Origin of the sequence: Chryseobacterium sp. CFS15 (assembly GCF_031118795.1) — a bacterium.
GTDB classification, from domain to species: Bacteria; Bacteroidota; Bacteroidia; order Flavobacteriales; family Weeksellaceae; genus Chryseobacterium; species Chryseobacterium indoltheticum.
In genome coordinates this window covers 106,996-121,949 of record NZ_JAVHYL010000002.1, presented here as the reverse complement: position 1 = coordinate 121,949, position 14,954 = coordinate 106,996, and the positions used below count along the sequence as shown (strand labels likewise).

Sequence of the window (14,954 nt, the reverse complement as noted above, 5' to 3'; positions counted from 1 at the left end):
TAAAACTTTCTTTGTGAAAACAAATTTTCCTATTACCGAAAACCAGAAATCTGGCTTAGCCGCTGCTATTGATTTCGTGAGGACTTAGCAGCGTTACTGAAGTTTGAGACTTTACTAACTCTACCTGAAGACTATTTTATAAAATAGCTGAAAGATATTGTGGCACCATATACCATTTTTTAGGCACAATAATTTTACTTCGAGATCGTTGTATAATATCATTCAACAATCTCATAAACCCATATGAATAATTGGGTAATTTTTTCCTGAATTATCTTTTGCTGATCGCGAAATTTTTCGGAAACCCATATTTTCATAAAACTGGAGTGCCAATTGGTTTTGTTCATTGACATCTACTTTTGTAAATCCAATTTTATCTTTCATAAATTTGCACAATATTTTCCCATAGCCTTTTCCTCGAAAATCGGTGTGAATAAAAAGCATTTCCAAAGTATCTTCAGCAACAGCAGCAAAACCCACAATTTCACGCTCTTCAGCAATTAAATAAACATTAAGATTTGGCAAATAATCTTTTGGGATAACCTCTTTGAAATAATTAAAATCCTCTGTTGTAAGAAAATCATGAGTAGCCACTACAGCAGATTCCCAGATTTCCATAATTCGTGGATAATCTGAAGGAGCCGATAATATTATATTGTACATAATGGTAATTTTTGAGAAAATAAAAAAAGCGATATAAATATCCAAAAGAAATATTAGATAATAGTATAACAACAAAATGTGCTATACTATTATCTTCACTTACGTTGAATGTTTTTATAATGATGATATTAATCCATTGCCTTTAATGTCTGAACTTATCTGCGGACTACCTAAGTAGTAAATATGGCCGTTGCCTTTTATTTTCCCTATTAATGAATTTGTTGTTTTCAGATAGATCCGACCATTACCCGTAATTGATGCCTTGGCATCCTGGGAAGACAATGTTCTGAAATCAACGTTTCCATTACCTGTGAGGTCAATATCAACGTTTCCCGTTGTGAAAGGGTCAGCAGATATCATATCATTTTCGCCATGGCTGACTATCTTAATGTAACCTGTCTGTTTAAACGTACCATGAGTACTTAAGATCCGTTTACCATTTAGTGTTAAGTCATTGAAATAAGGGACTGTAATAACAATTTCCACATCTTCAGAGTGGATCTGATCTTGGTCATAGTCTAATGTTAACTGGCCATTACTCACCTTTGAACGTATGTGTTGTACCAAATTGTCACTTCCGGTGATAGTCACTCCTGAATGTTCCGAATATACAACCTTAATATTTTTACCTGCATTAATATTTAACTTTGTAAAATCTTTAACGCTGCGTACTTCGTGTATAATATTTCCGCTTGCATGCAATTCATCATCATTATTGCAGCTTGTAAAAAGTAATGCTAAAACTAGCACGTAAAAAAAATGTTTCATAAAAATTTGAAATTAGTTAGATATTTAAATTATTTCTCGTCAGAAGTTCGCTCGTTATTCCTGATATATCTGCGCTTATAAAAATGAAGTAAGATTTTAAAAATTATAATGGCTAACATAAAATCATTTTTCTTGATTTAGCCAGGCAACTTTCTGTTCGGGGTTGTGTGGTTTTCCGATAATATCCCTGTAAAGCTCGGGACGTCTTGCCATAAGATATCTGGTTCCACCTGCAGCATTTATCTTATCTTTTGAAAGACAGGCAGTCGCTAGATCTGCACCTAAAGCAGTACACTCCGCAATAATATCACCGAAGGGATCCAAGATCATAGAACAACCATTTTTCAGCTGATCATCATCCATCCCTATAGGGTTTGAAAAAATGCAATACATTGCATTGTCAAATGCTCTGGCGGGGAGCCACTTCATCAACCATTCTCTTCCCTTTGAACCGGTGAATTCTTGTATAAGCTGCTTATTTTCATGTTCTTTGTTGAACCATAACTCCGGGTTCACAAAACCAGCACCCGGTCTCGGCGACGGTGTGCACATGGTGACATGTGGCATCAATAAAACATCTGCTCCTAAGAGCTTTGTGGCTCGTACGTTTTCAATAATATTATTGTCGTAACAGATGAGTATCCCGAAGTTCCAACCATATAAATTAAATACGCAATAGCGATCACCGGGACTTAAGTGCGGATTAATAAAAGGATGAAGTTTGCGATATTTTGCAACAATACCTGTTTTATCGACACATACATAAGCTTTGAAAAGATTGTCTTCATCATCTTTTTCAAATAGACCGGCACAAACGGCAATTTCATTTATTGATGCAATTTCAACCAAACTCCTGATGCTCGGGCTGTCTGAAAAATTTTCTGCGATATCCAACATCCCCTTTTTGTCCAGTTTTCGGGCAAAAGTATAGCCTGTAATTGAACATTCATGAAAGACAACAATTTTAGCACCTTTTGTTGCTGCCTTTGCGGAAAGTTCAGATATTTGCACTAAATTTTGCTTTTTGTCAGCACTTATGTTTTCAAACTGTGCAGTTGCGACTATTACATCTTCCATAATCTTTTTTGGCAAATTTACTTCGTGCTCTTAACCTGTGATTGTATATTTTCGACAGGCAAGTGAACAACATTGACTGCAAGCTTGTGATGTTTTAAATGATAAGCGGATGGAGTAAGACCAACGAATTTTTGAAAATCGCGTATTAAATGTGCCTGGTCATAGTACCCTGCATCATAAACTAATGTCGTAAAATTGTTTGCGGCCTCTGTATTACGAATCTCTCCCAGAAAATAATGGAGCCTGATGATTCCGGCTAATTTCTTAGGCGATAGTCCCACATTCGATTTAAAATTTCTTTCTATTGTCCGCTGTTGACAACCTGTGTAATTAATTAGCTCTTTTGCTGTAAAAATTCCTTTTTTTGAAAAAATCCAGTTAGTTGCTGCAGCTATCATCGGCTGCAATGGCTTGTCATTTTTTTCCATCAACACTGTAAAATAGGTATCAAGTTTTTCTACAATTTTATTTTTTTCCTGTAGCTCACATAGCTGTTCATAGAGCTCTCTTACGTTAGATCCTGAAATGACCTCACAATCAACTATAATATTATTTATCACAGTCCCCGGTATGCCTAAAATGCCATTCATTCCATAAGGTCTAAATACGGTAATAACCAGCGAGACGTTACCATATACCTCCAAGTTTTGATATTCGTTTATTTGACCATAGGCAAAAACTCTTGGAAGTTTCTCTCCATTTTGTAACAACATTCCATCACCCAGACAAAAAACAATACCCGTATTACCGTCAGCGAAAATACGGATATGGTTTTGATCGAAATTGAAAATATCTATAAAGAGATAATGTTTGATAAAGGAGCGTAAATCGGCATTAGGAAATATTTGCATGTTCAAATTAAATTAGATCGATAATTCATATTGATGTTTAGAAAACTTCTAGGTAAGCTTATTGGAGTCTTTAATTACCTCGATCGCAGAAGATGGCAATCCACAGTGTTCAAGAATTTCAGTGATAAATGCTGTTTTTTCTGCAACATATTCTTTGATATCCTGCGTAGAGGCTGCAATATTATATTTAAGAGTCGCATACTCACGAACGGCTTTCGGATGTGTTCGCAGATAATCCCTGAATTGCAGATGATTTTCAAGCGCAATACAATTTAGTTCACAAACATATAGGTTATGGTCGATGACTTCACCTTCTTCCTCTTTGAAGGGAACGAAGGGGTGTTTTTTTGAAAATGCATATCTCCCCGGTATTCCTAAATTTCCTTGATAACAATATCCTAACTCTGTTAATTGTTCAGCAACAGGATCCAGAAAATCTAAGTTTTCTATAATAATGTCTATGTCAATAATCGGTTTTGCTGCCAAGCCTTTAACGGATGTACTACCGACATGCTGTATGTCAACAGAAAATCCTTCAAGGTACTGTATAAAGAGACATTTTAATTTTTCATAATTAATCTCCCACTGATCCGAATATGGTTCAATATTTATTTTCATATTTATAATGCAAATTTTTGTGATCCAAATAACCTTTTTTTGCCATCATTCCAGTATGTATTTGATAAATTAAATTCTATTTTAAATCATGATTTTTGAAGGTTTGAAAAATTTAATACTTCTTTGTAATTTTGCAAAAATTCAGGTTTCCAAAAGATAAGCAGTCTTATTTTATTGTGCATCAGAATAATACCTTATAGTTTTGCAAATTTATAGTTATCAAATTAAGAAAACATACGCTGTAAGTATCATTAAATACGCAAAACGTATTGATCAAAATCCAACGAAATGCAAAGTGATCTCAATCGGTTTGACACCATCTACAAGTCTGAAATTATACACATGCCGGACATTAAAATTGTATCAAGTAATACAGTTACTCAACAAAATGTTACCCTATTTGAAAATAGGGATTCATCTCCTTTTCAACGCAATGATGATGCTGTACTTACCTGTATATTTAAAGGAAGAATTGATTCTTTTCATCAGGGGATCGAGCATTCATGCCGGTTAAAATCACAAAGTTGTGCATTTGTTTATGGACCTCAGGATAATGAGCATCTTCTGTATGAAAATCAGTATATCGAGAGTATAGCTATTGGAATTAATAAAAAATTCTTTTTAAATCTTTTACAGGGCGAAGATCGCTGGCTTGAAGGAATCATTAATAAAATAGAAAAAAAACAGCCTTTCAGTTTTTCTAAAAATGTTTACAGACTTACACCACATATGTTTTCGGTTCTTCGGAAGATTCAAGAAAAAAAATATACAGATAGTTTTAAAGTGCTTTATTTGCAGAGTTTAATGAATGAACTTCTTTTGTTACAGTTTAAAGAAATTTGTGCTGACGAAATAAAATTGGGTAAACCCAATATAAAGGAAGCTGACTTGAAAAAATTGAAAGATATCAAAGAATATATTGAAAGTAATATTCTTGAAGACTTTTCATTAGATTCATTAGCACTTTTATCAGGACTCAATACTTTCAAACTAAAGACAGGCTTTAAAACAGCCTATGGTATCAGTGTTTTTGAATATATAAGAAGCCTCAGAATGCAACTCGCTTCAGAAATGTTGTTGGACGGCTACCATAATGTTACTGAAGTTGCTTATATGATGGGCTACGCACATGTCCAACATTTTTCTACAGCTTTCAAAAAGTATTATGGAAAAACTCCAGGACAGTTTAAATTTTGAACACATGAACGGCGATATGTATTTTGATCTTTTTGTGAGACTAATATTATTCAAATTGCATGTCTGCTTTGATTCCATAATCTTGTATATCATCTATGTGATAATTTCTATATTTTACGCTTTCAAATATATAATCCTTAATTTCAAATTCATCGTACCTTATTCCGAAAAATCTTTTTGTTAACTCGAATGCTGTCTCATATGCTAAATTGGATTGGTACTGTTGCTCGAATTCCTCCTTTGTTAATTCTTCTTTCATAAATTTTAACTCCTCGTCATCAAACAAATCTTCAGCTTTTAAATTTAATTCTTCAGGAATCAGTTTTCCTACATCTTGATAAATTTCGTCTCCAACTTCTCTTAGACGGATTTTGATTCCATTTTCAATTAGGCAATAATACGTTCCATATCCTAAATTCAAAGAAAAAATTTCTGAAGAAGGAAATGTCTCTATAAAATTCCTTTCAGTTTTGGTTGTATCAGGTTTAGTAAACTGCCAAATTAAATCTGAATTAGCAATTAAAAGATGATTTTTAAATTTTGAAACATAGAGTTCTCCAACTTCTGGTCGTTCACTAAAATTGGTCGTTTCTACAAATACAAAATCTTTAAATCCCAAAGATTGTATTAGACAATCATTGATTTCAATATTTCCTGCATCTTTGATAAAAGTTACAAATATTTTCCAGCCCATATTTTTAAATTTTCATTTTATATAATGAGTATCGTTTTTTGAGAGCTATTATTATATATTTAACATGTCGAGGCTTTGTGATGCTGGGTAATCGACGCACAAGTCTTCCATTTTATACAAAAGTGCAATCGAAGAACTAGTGTTCAACCTTGCAGTTCGCCCTACTATTGCAGAACCCGTATTACCTGCAGTTTTTATATCTTTAGCGATTTTTTATTCTTGTCCATAGTTGATCTTGATGGTGTTAAAAATACATTTTTAGGAATTTGTTTACCTAAATCATATAGCATTTTGCTTAGTTCATAAATACTATTCAAATCAATATCTAAATAAATTGCAGTGCCGTGTGTCTCTAAATCTAATTCACGTTCTTGTGTTTCAGTGATTAATAATCCTCTTTTACCTGTTGATATAAAAAATGAGCCTCCCATTTTACAAATATTACTTGTCATAAATAATCCATAACCTGAATTAGCCCATTCTCCTTTAGGCTTATTTTTTTGACCAGGATAAACTTTTCCCGATACTCCGGGTTTTAATGCCCACCTTATAGCATCTAAATCATCTTGAATTGTAATTTTAGGATTATTCAATAAAGATTGCATTATTCCGATACCTCTATCTAACACTGCAAAATTTACTTTTTGTTTTGATGGTAAATATTGCGCACAGAAACTAAATTTATCGCTTTCACTATGTTCCACAATATTTCTTAAGATTTCTCTTATTGAATATCTTAAAACATCTGTTACGTTCTTATCTTTATTTTGAGTTAAAATATTACTTAAATTTTCTGCATAATTTTCTAAAACTTCACCTGGGTTTACCATTAATTCCATTGATAATTCTTTAATATCATTTACATATTGAACTTCAATTGGTGAATATGTATTAGAACCCTTTGCTTCTCCAGGTTCTTTTCCAAAATTCAATCCGAATGATTTAAAGAATCCCATATGAGCTGGATAAGTTAAATGTGAAAAATTCCTTGCGTGAAATAGCGAACTGGGATTATTTTTTTTAAAAATTTCCAATTCAGAACTTACATATAATAAAGAGAATGGATCTATACGTATAGTTTTCCCGAAATCAAATATGTAACTTCTTTCATCACGAATATTTGTAAAACTATTAATAAACTCTATAGTTTCTTCAAAGTATAAGTGTTGAGGAACAATTATGATTTTTTCTTTTAACATCGTTTTTTTTGAGATTTAGTATTAATTTTTAGTCTTTAAAATTATCCTTTAAAAATTAAACCTCTTTATGGTAAACCGTATTTATTTTATCGTTTTTTGAGACATTTTCTGTTAATAATGTTAAAAATTTAAATCTTATTACAGAATTATTTATTTCCGAATTTTTAATATTGCCTTTTCTAATTTATCTAATTTTTCAGAAATATTACCATTTTTTATATAAAAGTCTTCTAAATCCGAATCAGGTGATGTTGTCCTTCTGTAATGTTCAATAGAAATTGTTTTCTGCTTCTTTATTAATTTTCCATTTTCAGTTTGCGAAAATGAATACTCCACCGTATAATTTTGGGGTCTTTCACTACTTAAATTTTGAGCAAACATATCTGCAGTAGTAGATACATTGTATTGTATTTTTTCTTTTTTCTCAATAAAATTTAGATTTCGGTCTTTTATTGTTTCATTATTAACCACTTTCAATTCTGGTGTAATAACAAAGTTCACTTTATAAGCTCTACTACCGCCAGTATTTTGAATTACTAACAATACTTTTCTACTAATTGTCTTTAGATCAAAATTAATATCAATATCGGCTTCATACTCATCTTCCTGTTTCCAGGAAATACGTTGAGAATTGAAATTTGCAATAATTGCAGCAACTACCGCTAAGGCAGCAGCTGTAACTTCCCAATTAGAATTTATAATAGAATATACAATCAAAATTATGGAACCAAATAAAGCTGAATATTCTATACTTAGTATTAAAGTTCTTGAAATTTTTTTACTCATATTGCTTTTTAATTTGTATACAGAAACTTTAAGAGTTTAATCCTTTTTTGAGACATAATTGATTAATCTGATCATAAGACTGAATATTTTAAATGTATAAGTAGTCAGAAAAAATTTAGCTTATAATTTTTTAAAATCAACAATATTTAAATTTTTAGAATCAAGTATAAAATAATATTTTGTGCTTTTTCTCTTAATGTATTTATGGGTGATTTGCTCATATACAATTTTAATCAAGGACTTATCAATTTTATATTTAAATTTGTTTTTGCCATCTAAAATACCATAACCCGGAATGTTATCTTTTAGATAAGCATAAACAATATTTTTCAATTGATAACCTTCCAAGTGATAATCCGGGAAAGTCATCATAAGACTATCCTTTGAAATAGTATATAAGGTATCCACCTTAATCTCTTTACTAGCTGACAGTTTTTTTCCACAGAAAACATTGTTATCTTTTTCAAAAAAAATCTCGAACTTTCTCCCAGCAACCTTATAATCTTTTTCGACCGTCATTTTATTTTGAAAGAATGAATTGGCTGAAATATTTTGCAGATGACTATAATTGATGGTGATAAGATTATGACTTATCCGATTTTGGGAAAGTAAGCATCCACTAAAGCCGAAATAAAAAAATGAAAATAAAATTATAAGTTTCTTTTTGTTTTGCATGATAAAATGGTTTTTTAAGATTATTCGAATAGTTCAATTTTATCATATTGTAAAGTAAAAATCTTTAAATTCACAATAAGCAACTTCTCCGTTAAATTTCATCCGTTCCCAAACTTTTGTCCGAGCTTCTTCCCAGTTTTTATCTCTTCTTTCAGAAATAATACGTTTTACGAATAAATTTTTACAATGTAAAATCATCGCTCTTGAAATTCCTTTTCCTAAATAATATTTTTTCGAATCTGGAAACAAATCAACGACTTTCAAATCAGTGCCATTCTCCATTTCTCGGAGCATAAAACTAAACATGTCAAGTTCTTCTTTTCCTTCCTCCCAAATTTCAAAAATTAATACATTACCATCATGGGCTTCTAAATATTCTTGTTGAAAACTATATAAAAAAATATAGTTTTTTTCATTTTTTGAAGTGTAGAGAATACTTGTCATTTAATGTATATAATCGTTTTGTGAGACTATTTAATTTGTTAATCTTTTTAAATCAGTTTGTACCTTCTTCATTGAAACTCGTCAAAACATTTTTCCAAATTCAGACAAAAAAGTGTCCTTCATTCCCAGCAATCATAAGAATTTGCTGTATGTTTAGCATTAGAACTTGTATAAAGCGATTTTGAACAGGCTCCACTAGATTACCATTTTCAAGATAACCAAATCGATGCTCACCTTCCCTGCCAAAGACAAAAACATATTGTTTTGCCGTTTCAAAATATTCTGGAGAAATTTGTGGCTCAGTGCTGACAGCTACTTTAAAGATAAACCCATTTGCTTCTTCGGTATCTATATTAGATATTTCAATATCTTCAGGTGCAGATACAATTAATACCTTCATTTTATATTCACAGTCAGCCACCAAATATGTGTATTCAAAAGATTTATTTGTAAATTCAGTCATAATATTTTTATTTAGAATTAAATTGATGAATCCTAAAATACAATTTATATCCCTAATACTTCGTAAAAAAATTAATTATCATTTTTTTGAGATTGTTTTAGTTATATAATCATTATAACTAATATATTTAAATGATTAATAGCAACTTGCTACTTTAAAAACACACCAAACATTCAGCAATTTAAAATCTAATCGTTTTCTGAGATTCTGATCTAATTATTATAAATACTTTACAGGAGACTCAGTCAATTAAATACTAAATCTTACTTCAAAAAATCAGAGATCAAGTTTGCTACTTCAGCAGGCTGCTCTTCTAAAATGAAGTGACCAGAATTTTTAATCTCTTTTAGTTGTAGATTCCTGATATAATTTGGAAGTGATGCTTTCAACATTGGTGTTGCATTAGGACTTCCTAGTGCCAAGGTTTGTGCTTCAATCATTTTCATATATTTTATATCTTGAATATCCTCTGGAAATGCCTGATACCAACCATTTGATGCACGAATCGCTTCTTTTGTTTCGTAAGCCTTTGCATATACCTGTCGATCAAATTCGCTAATACTATCTTTGTTTACTAGCATTTGATCAAAAATCCATTGTTGAACAATGTGGAAACGGCCTTCCAACAAATTTTCAGGTAGATCTTTTATCTGATTGAAAGCTACCCACCAAGGATGCACTGGTAAGCCTACTGGAAGCATAGGTAACTTGTAAAAATCCTCTTCAGGATGTTGTGTATCAAGAACAATTAATTTCTCTGTAAGCTCTGGATAATTTCCTGCAAAACTTATAGCTACATTAGCTCCTATATCATGCCCCGCAACACTTACTTTACCAGGTCCCAGTGATCGAATGAATGACGCAATATCGCCGGCCATATTTTTTTTACTGTAGCCACCAGCTGGCTTTTCAGAAGAGCCCATCCCTCTATAATCTATCACTATAACCTTATGATGCTTAGCTAAAATCGGCATAATTTTATGGTAACTCCACCAAGTTTGTGGCCAACCAGGTAACAGGATAAGCGTAGAACCTGTACCCCCTGAAACGTAGTGCAATTTTGTACCATTTACATTTTGATGATGATTAGTGAATCCAGGTAGCATACTGACAAGGTACTCATCATCATATTTGTCATTTTGTTTTGTAATCATTTTTGATGTCATTTGCTTAGAGCTTTGTGCGTAGCCTTCGAAACCCGATAGGATAACTATCCAAGACAACACAGATATTATTTTATTTTTTATTTCCATTACTAATTAATTATACCAATACTTCCCTGAAAAGACTTCCATGAGAGATTTTTAATCTCATTGATTGCTACATCTCCACTAGCTTGTGCTTGAATTGCAATATCTATCATACCACCAAAAAGGTTATAAATCCAAGAAATTGGTAATAACCTGTTAATTACACCAGAATCTTGCAGTACTATTATAAGCCTGAACCATTTCTGTTTAACCGATTCATAATCCAAACTTTCATTTTTAAGAACCTGTCCATAATTAGAACGATTGAATATTTTTTTTACAAAAGAATATTCAGTACCAATCGAAAGTGCAGCATAAAACATAGCTTCCACTTGTTTCAGGGGATAAGCGCTACTTTCATAAGCATCAGTCATTGCCTTATTACATTTTAACATCATCTTCTGTAGACAACATTCCAATAAATTATCCCTATCTGTAAAGTATCTATGAATAGTCCTTCTATTTATTCCAAGATAACTGGCGATTTCATCAATGCTTGCTTTTTCATTTACATTTAAGCAAAACACTGCACCATCAATAATTTTATCCCTCGTATCTTTCATGATTCAAATATACGACAAATGTCTCAACATTGAGACATTTTTTTATTTTTTAAAAAAGATTTATTAATATCGTTTTTTGAGATTTGGCTAAATATATATTGAGATTTTGTCTTTTAATTTATGAACAAAGTTGAAGCACTAATCTGTTCTAGATATGTTTGCACTGCCTATCCCCTTTTGTCAACTTAAATTTGTCTCATTTATTTATTCTAATAAGTGTTCTAACACCGTGAATCATAACCATCGACGCTTTGCCCGTCTCTATCAAATATTTTAACTCTTTTCCGTTAGGTAGTTCAACCAGTCCGTAAGTAAATTCTTTATCTTTGTACCCTTTAAAATCTCCATATAGCTTATCCATAGCACTTTTTATATTTTCAGAGCAAAATTGACCATCTTCTCGGGTTAATAGCTTTTTTGTTGTCAAAATGCTGAAATTATCCTTGTCAATAAAAGTTGAACAAATGTATAATTCGTTTTCTGTCATATCAATTTGCAGCTCGCTGTAAGGAAATTCTCTGTTATTTTCATAAAACTTTGTCCATTTAAAGTCATACGGCTTCATTGTGCTTCTCTTAATTGAAGCAATGCAAATATTGTGTAAGGAACGGTCGGTTTTCATCGTTTGTTGAGATTTAATTTAATCTAGAACCGGCTTTTCGTTCGAGTGGAAATCGAAGCACGAAAGCTGATTTTATCACTGATGTTCAATTGAAAAACTGCTGTTGAATTTTGCACTTCAGCCCGCCTGACGCAAAATCCTGTTATGCGACGTTTCTTTTCTATTTTGGCGCGATGATTTTCCATTTTCCATCAATTTTTTTTATAAATAAAGACATATTATAACCCATAAAACTATATCCGTTAGAACTTACGTGATAATCAATTACAGTTACTCCAAAATTATAATCTTCGTCAAAACAAAATCTTGAAAAACTTAAATAGTTATAATTCTCTCCATCCTTTAATTTCTGTTTTGAATAATCAAAATAATGATAAGGTTTTATAAATTTTATTTTTTTCTTATCAAATGTCCGATATTCTAGAGATTTAAATTTTTCAGAATTTACAAGATTAAAATATGCCACAGAATCTTTTTTTGACATATTGTTGTTTTTAAACATCCATTCATTGTCTTCCTTAATTTGCATAATCGGTCTTAATTCATCCGAGATATAAACTTTTAGATTTAGTTTATTAATATCTGGTTTTTCTATCTCAATTTCATCACTAAAATTTGGTGGGTTTAACATTTTTTGCAAGTCATTTTTATCAAGATAATTATTACTTATATCTTGAATTGCTTTTAATTCTTCTTCTTCGTATTTATTACAACTAAATAAACTAATTGAAATAAAAATGACTAAAATTATTTTTAATACGGTTTTCATAAAATGTCGCATAACTTCACAATTTACGCATTGCATCAATCCAAACTATCTGATATTCGCAAAGCCATTTATGCTACTAATATAAATTTAATTTTGATCGTTTTTTGAGATTTTGCAGAGAAAGTAAAATATCAAATAAATATAATTAAGTCAGATATAAAATTTGTGTGTTAATAATTGAAAATCCTTAAATAATATTGATTTTGGAGTCTAATAAAGAATGTAGCGATCAGAAAGTGACTCCAATCGCTACATATAATTAAGTTTACCTGTTAGTCGGTTATAGTTAATTTAACACCTGGAGCATTGCTGGCTGCACCGCCGCCATAAAATGTTTCTCCTACTACAGGAATAATTTTCCAAGCACACCACTCAATACCACCTGGCAACTGAACTGTTGTGTGGGCTTCACCGCCACTGGGGATATTTTGTAATATGCCAGTTGCTACTCTATTTGAATCATTGTCTTTAACCGCAACTTCTGCAACACTAAAATCAACAGATGACTCGTTGATAACTGATATGCTAATTGGGTAAAATGCCTCGTCGCTCTTCTCAACGTTTTGCGCTATTGAGAATTTAATTTCTGCTGGTTGTTTTTCCATTTTTATTAGTTTTTTGTTTATTGCCTACTCTATTCGGTTTTCAGCTTTCCCGTCTTTATTTATAATTTGTTACCAGTATGTTTATAAACTTTGAGCAAATTCATTGATAAAGTTAGTTATTATATTTATATACTTTTTATCGTTTTTTGAAACAAGAATTTGATATTGATAAATACGATATGGAAACTAAATTGAGAAGAAAATTGTAGATGAATTGATTCAGATTTATAATGAAATTAGACTTCATTTTTCAAACTATTACCTAACTCCAAACCAAATGCACGAGCAGTCTGATTTAAAAATGAAAACCTACAAAACAAAAAACCACAGCAAAAATGTTTTTGCTGTGGTTTAATTAAGTATTTTTGACCTATAACTTGTATCGGATTTTTAGGACAAGACAATATTCAAGAAATTGTGTAGTAATTAAGGAGAAATTACTTTTGATAGTTTTATATTAATCCACTATAATGAATGCTTGTTTGTACCATCATTAAAGCATTAATTATCGCATATTACTTCCAAAGCCTCTGTCGGATCTTCCATTAAAACTTCTTGCACAGCATCAAGTACACATTGAGGCTGTCCAATAAGACTAATACTTCCAGATGATGAATATTTATTGCCGTGGAGATAAATAGCAATCTTTCCCCCTTCAATATAGATTTTTAATGTACAAAACTGAGCTCCTACCCCTCTATCTCCCATCCAATCGATAAATTTATCAGCATGTACAATTAACCTACAATTGTTTCCAGGATCACTCCAATTTTTATTAACACTCCCAATATTAGCATTACTTGAAGTTAAATCTTTTAAATTAACAACAATTGAATCATCTTCAATTTCTAATTTCTGAGTATTATAATCATACGTGATTTTATCTCCAGTAATCTCTTTATAGTTTATTGATTCAATCCCACTTCTATCCTTTAGAATATAGTTAGTAATACGTGATGGCTCTGAAACCTCATTAATGTCTGTGAGATCAGCGGATGCACAAGATCCTAATGTAGCAAACATTACTAATAACAAAATGTATTTCATATTTTTTTTTTGCAAAAATAACTATATAATTCTAAATTTAAAGAATTATCATTTATCATATCAGACTTTTTGTTATCTATAGTTTTTAATTTGCTTCTAACCAGTTCTATTGAGAAATTATAATATTGTAATTTAACTCATACATTTTCCATATGTATTTGCTTCAAGTATAATAACATAGATTTATGAGACATTATGTTTTATTTTAGTTTTTCTTTAAGTGTTGATAAAACTGTAATTTCAATATTTAATTTAAAAAACTCTTTAAATGGAATATCAATAATATGCATTCCAAAAGCGTATGAAGAAACTTGATATTGATTAAAAATAAAACTAATATTTTCATTAGAAATTAGGAAATTGTCAAAATTTTCCCAGTCAGGATCTAAGCTATTTTCCCAAAACATTGATTTGTTTTGAATTTTTATTTCCTCCTCAGAGGTTTGCATCCATTCGTTGTATATGGTTCTCAATTCTTGGAAACAATATTCAGAAATAAATTCAAGTACAATCTGAGAATCTTCATAACTGAATAAATCCTTAAAATCTAATTTATAATTAGGGGAGATATAGAAATTAAGTCCATTAATTCCAGCTGAACCATGGGCTCCTCCAGTAAAAGTAAAATTATTCTCAATGACACTTACAATTGATTGATTCAAA

General features: G+C 31.0%; 19 protein-coding genes. 1 reads left to right on the top strand and 18 read right to left on the bottom strand.

The window, feature by feature from the left end:
* Positions 1 to 231: 231 nt before the first annotated feature.
* The 5 genes from OH814_RS03355 to OH814_RS03335 form a co-directional block, all read right to left on the bottom strand.
* Positions 232 to 663 carry a GNAT family N-acetyltransferase gene (locus OH814_RS03355; RefSeq protein ID WP_308827089.1) on the bottom strand — a complete coding sequence of 144 codons (432 nt, stop codon included), beginning with the start codon at positions 661 to 663 and terminating at the stop codon, positions 232 to 234.
* A gap of 114 nt (positions 664 to 777) precedes the next feature.
* Positions 778 to 1,431 (bottom strand): GIN domain-containing protein, encoded by a 654-nt coding sequence (locus tag OH814_RS03350; RefSeq protein WP_308827088.1) that lies wholly within the window; start codon positions 1,429 to 1,431, stop codon positions 778 to 780.
* A gap of 123 nt (positions 1,432 to 1,554) precedes the next feature.
* On the bottom strand, positions 1,555 to 2,508 hold the full coding sequence (locus tag OH814_RS03345) for a nitrilase family protein (RefSeq protein ID WP_308827087.1): 954 nt from the start codon (positions 2,506 to 2,508) through the stop codon (positions 1,555 to 1,557).
* Positions 2,509 to 2,525: 17 nt separating this feature from the next.
* Entirely contained in the window at positions 2,526 to 3,359 is an 834-nt protein-coding gene (locus OH814_RS03340; RefSeq protein ID WP_308827086.1) for a DUF6597 domain-containing transcriptional factor, read from the bottom strand.
* Positions 3,360 to 3,407: 48 nt separating this feature from the next.
* Positions 3,408 to 3,977, bottom strand: a complete 570-nt coding sequence (locus OH814_RS03335; RefSeq protein WP_308827085.1) for a GrpB family protein — start codon at positions 3,975 to 3,977, stop codon at positions 3,408 to 3,410.
* Between the two features lie 288 nt (positions 3,978 to 4,265).
* Here OH814_RS03335 and OH814_RS03330 point away from each other — a divergent pair, with 288 nt between their 5' ends.
* On the top strand, positions 4,266 to 5,174 hold the full coding sequence (locus tag OH814_RS03330) for an AraC family transcriptional regulator (RefSeq protein ID WP_308827084.1): 909 nt from the start codon (positions 4,266 to 4,268) through the stop codon (positions 5,172 to 5,174).
* Positions 5,175 to 5,220: 46 nt separating this feature from the next.
* Here OH814_RS03330 and OH814_RS03325 read toward each other — a convergent pair whose 3' ends face one another.
* The 13 genes from OH814_RS03325 to OH814_RS03265 all read right to left on the bottom strand — a co-directional run bounded on the left by OH814_RS03325 (position 5,221) and on the right by OH814_RS03265 (position 14,953).
* A complete protein-coding gene (locus OH814_RS03325; RefSeq protein WP_308827083.1) occupies positions 5,221 to 5,868 on the bottom strand; it encodes a hypothetical protein in 648 nt (215 codons plus the stop codon).
* A gap of 194 nt (positions 5,869 to 6,062) precedes the next feature.
* On the bottom strand, positions 6,063 to 7,067 hold the full coding sequence (locus OH814_RS03320; RefSeq protein ID WP_308827082.1) for a hypothetical protein: 1,005 nt from the start codon (positions 7,065 to 7,067) through the stop codon (positions 6,063 to 6,065).
* A 150-nt stretch (positions 7,068 to 7,217) separates the two neighbouring features.
* Positions 7,218 to 7,853, bottom strand: a complete 636-nt coding sequence (locus OH814_RS03315) for a hypothetical protein (RefSeq protein ID WP_308827081.1) — start codon at positions 7,851 to 7,853, stop codon at positions 7,218 to 7,220.
* Between the two features lie 120 nt (positions 7,854 to 7,973).
* Positions 7,974 to 8,528 carry a hypothetical protein gene (locus OH814_RS03310; RefSeq protein WP_308827080.1) on the bottom strand — a complete coding sequence of 185 codons (555 nt, stop codon included), beginning with the start codon at positions 8,526 to 8,528 and terminating at the stop codon, positions 7,974 to 7,976.
* Between the two features lie 42 nt (positions 8,529 to 8,570).
* Positions 8,571 to 8,972 carry a hypothetical protein gene (locus OH814_RS03305; RefSeq protein WP_308827079.1) on the bottom strand — a complete coding sequence of 134 codons (402 nt, stop codon included), beginning with the start codon at positions 8,970 to 8,972 and terminating at the stop codon, positions 8,571 to 8,573.
* A gap of 100 nt (positions 8,973 to 9,072) precedes the next feature.
* Positions 9,073 to 9,435, bottom strand: a complete 363-nt coding sequence (locus OH814_RS03300) for a hypothetical protein (RefSeq protein WP_034751565.1) — start codon at positions 9,433 to 9,435, stop codon at positions 9,073 to 9,075.
* 263 nt (positions 9,436 to 9,698) lie between these two features.
* Positions 9,699 to 10,688 (bottom strand): alpha/beta hydrolase, encoded by a 990-nt coding sequence (locus OH814_RS03295; RefSeq protein ID WP_308827078.1) that lies wholly within the window; start codon positions 10,686 to 10,688, stop codon positions 9,699 to 9,701.
* A 2-nt stretch (positions 10,689 to 10,690) separates the two neighbouring features.
* Positions 10,691 to 11,248: a TetR/AcrR family transcriptional regulator gene (locus tag OH814_RS03290; protein ID WP_308827077.1), complete on the bottom strand. Its 558-nt coding sequence runs from the start codon at positions 11,246 to 11,248 to the stop codon at positions 10,691 to 10,693.
* 196 nt (positions 11,249 to 11,444) lie between these two features.
* A complete protein-coding gene (locus OH814_RS03285) occupies positions 11,445 to 11,870 on the bottom strand; it encodes a hypothetical protein (RefSeq protein ID WP_308827076.1) in 426 nt (141 codons plus the stop codon).
* A gap of 160 nt (positions 11,871 to 12,030) precedes the next feature.
* Positions 12,031 to 12,639, bottom strand: coding sequence for a hypothetical protein (locus OH814_RS03280; RefSeq protein ID WP_308827075.1), 609 nt, complete (start codon positions 12,637 to 12,639; stop codon positions 12,031 to 12,033).
* A 272-nt stretch (positions 12,640 to 12,911) separates the two neighbouring features.
* Entirely contained in the window at positions 12,912 to 13,244 is a 333-nt protein-coding gene (locus OH814_RS03275) for a hypothetical protein (protein WP_308827074.1), read from the bottom strand.
* 501 nt (positions 13,245 to 13,745) lie between these two features.
* On the bottom strand, positions 13,746 to 14,291 hold the full coding sequence (locus OH814_RS03270) for a hypothetical protein (RefSeq protein WP_308827073.1): 546 nt from the start codon (positions 14,289 to 14,291) through the stop codon (positions 13,746 to 13,748).
* 200 nt (positions 14,292 to 14,491) lie between these two features.
* On the bottom strand, positions 14,492 to 14,953 hold the full coding sequence (locus tag OH814_RS03265) for an RsiV family protein (protein ID WP_308827072.1): 462 nt from the start codon (positions 14,951 to 14,953) through the stop codon (positions 14,492 to 14,494).
* Between the last annotated feature and the right edge of the window lies 1 nt (position 14,954).

Bases quoted from the DNA above. Each gene is read 5' to 3' on its own strand.
- OH814_RS03355 (WP_308827089.1), bottom strand. From the start codon at position 663: ATGTACAATATAATATTATCGGCTCCTTCAGATTATCCACGAATTATG.
- OH814_RS03350 (WP_308827088.1), bottom strand. From the start codon at position 1,431: ATGAAACATTTTTTTTACGTGCTAGTTTTAGCATTACTTTTTACAAGC.
- OH814_RS03345 (WP_308827087.1), bottom strand. From the start codon at position 2,508: ATGGAAGATGTAATAGTCGCAACTGCACAGTTTGAAAACATAAGTGCT.
- OH814_RS03340 (WP_308827086.1), bottom strand. From the start codon at position 3,359: ATGCAAATATTTCCTAATGCCGATTTACGCTCCTTTATCAAACATTAT.
- OH814_RS03335 (WP_308827085.1), bottom strand. From the start codon at position 3,977: ATGAAAATAAATATTGAACCATATTCGGATCAGTGGGAGATTAATTAT.
- OH814_RS03330 (WP_308827084.1), top strand. From the start codon at position 4,266: ATGCAAAGTGATCTCAATCGGTTTGACACCATCTACAAGTCTGAAATT.
- OH814_RS03325 (WP_308827083.1), bottom strand. From the start codon at position 5,868: ATGGGCTGGAAAATATTTGTAACTTTTATCAAAGATGCAGGAAATATT.
- OH814_RS03320 (WP_308827082.1), bottom strand. From the start codon at position 7,067: ATGTTAAAAGAAAAAATCATAATTGTTCCTCAACACTTATACTTTGAA.
- OH814_RS03315 (WP_308827081.1), bottom strand. From the start codon at position 7,853: ATGAGTAAAAAAATTTCAAGAACTTTAATACTAAGTATAGAATATTCA.
- OH814_RS03310 (WP_308827080.1), bottom strand. From the start codon at position 8,528: ATGCAAAACAAAAAGAAACTTATAATTTTATTTTCATTTTTTTATTTC.
- OH814_RS03305 (WP_308827079.1), bottom strand. From the start codon at position 8,972: ATGACAAGTATTCTCTACACTTCAAAAAATGAAAAAAACTATATTTTT.
- OH814_RS03300 (WP_034751565.1), bottom strand. From the start codon at position 9,435: ATGACTGAATTTACAAATAAATCTTTTGAATACACATATTTGGTGGCT.
- OH814_RS03295 (WP_308827078.1), bottom strand. From the start codon at position 10,688: ATGGAAATAAAAAATAAAATAATATCTGTGTTGTCTTGGATAGTTATC.
- OH814_RS03290 (WP_308827077.1), bottom strand. From the start codon at position 11,248: ATGAAAGATACGAGGGATAAAATTATTGATGGTGCAGTGTTTTGCTTA.
- OH814_RS03285 (WP_308827076.1), bottom strand. From the start codon at position 11,870: ATGAAAACCGACCGTTCCTTACACAATATTTGCATTGCTTCAATTAAG.
- OH814_RS03280 (WP_308827075.1), bottom strand. From the start codon at position 12,639: ATGAAAACCGTATTAAAAATAATTTTAGTCATTTTTATTTCAATTAGT.
- OH814_RS03275 (WP_308827074.1), bottom strand. From the start codon at position 13,244: ATGGAAAAACAACCAGCAGAAATTAAATTCTCAATAGCGCAAAACGTT.
- OH814_RS03270 (WP_308827073.1), bottom strand. From the start codon at position 14,291: ATGAAATACATTTTGTTATTAGTAATGTTTGCTACATTAGGATCTTGT.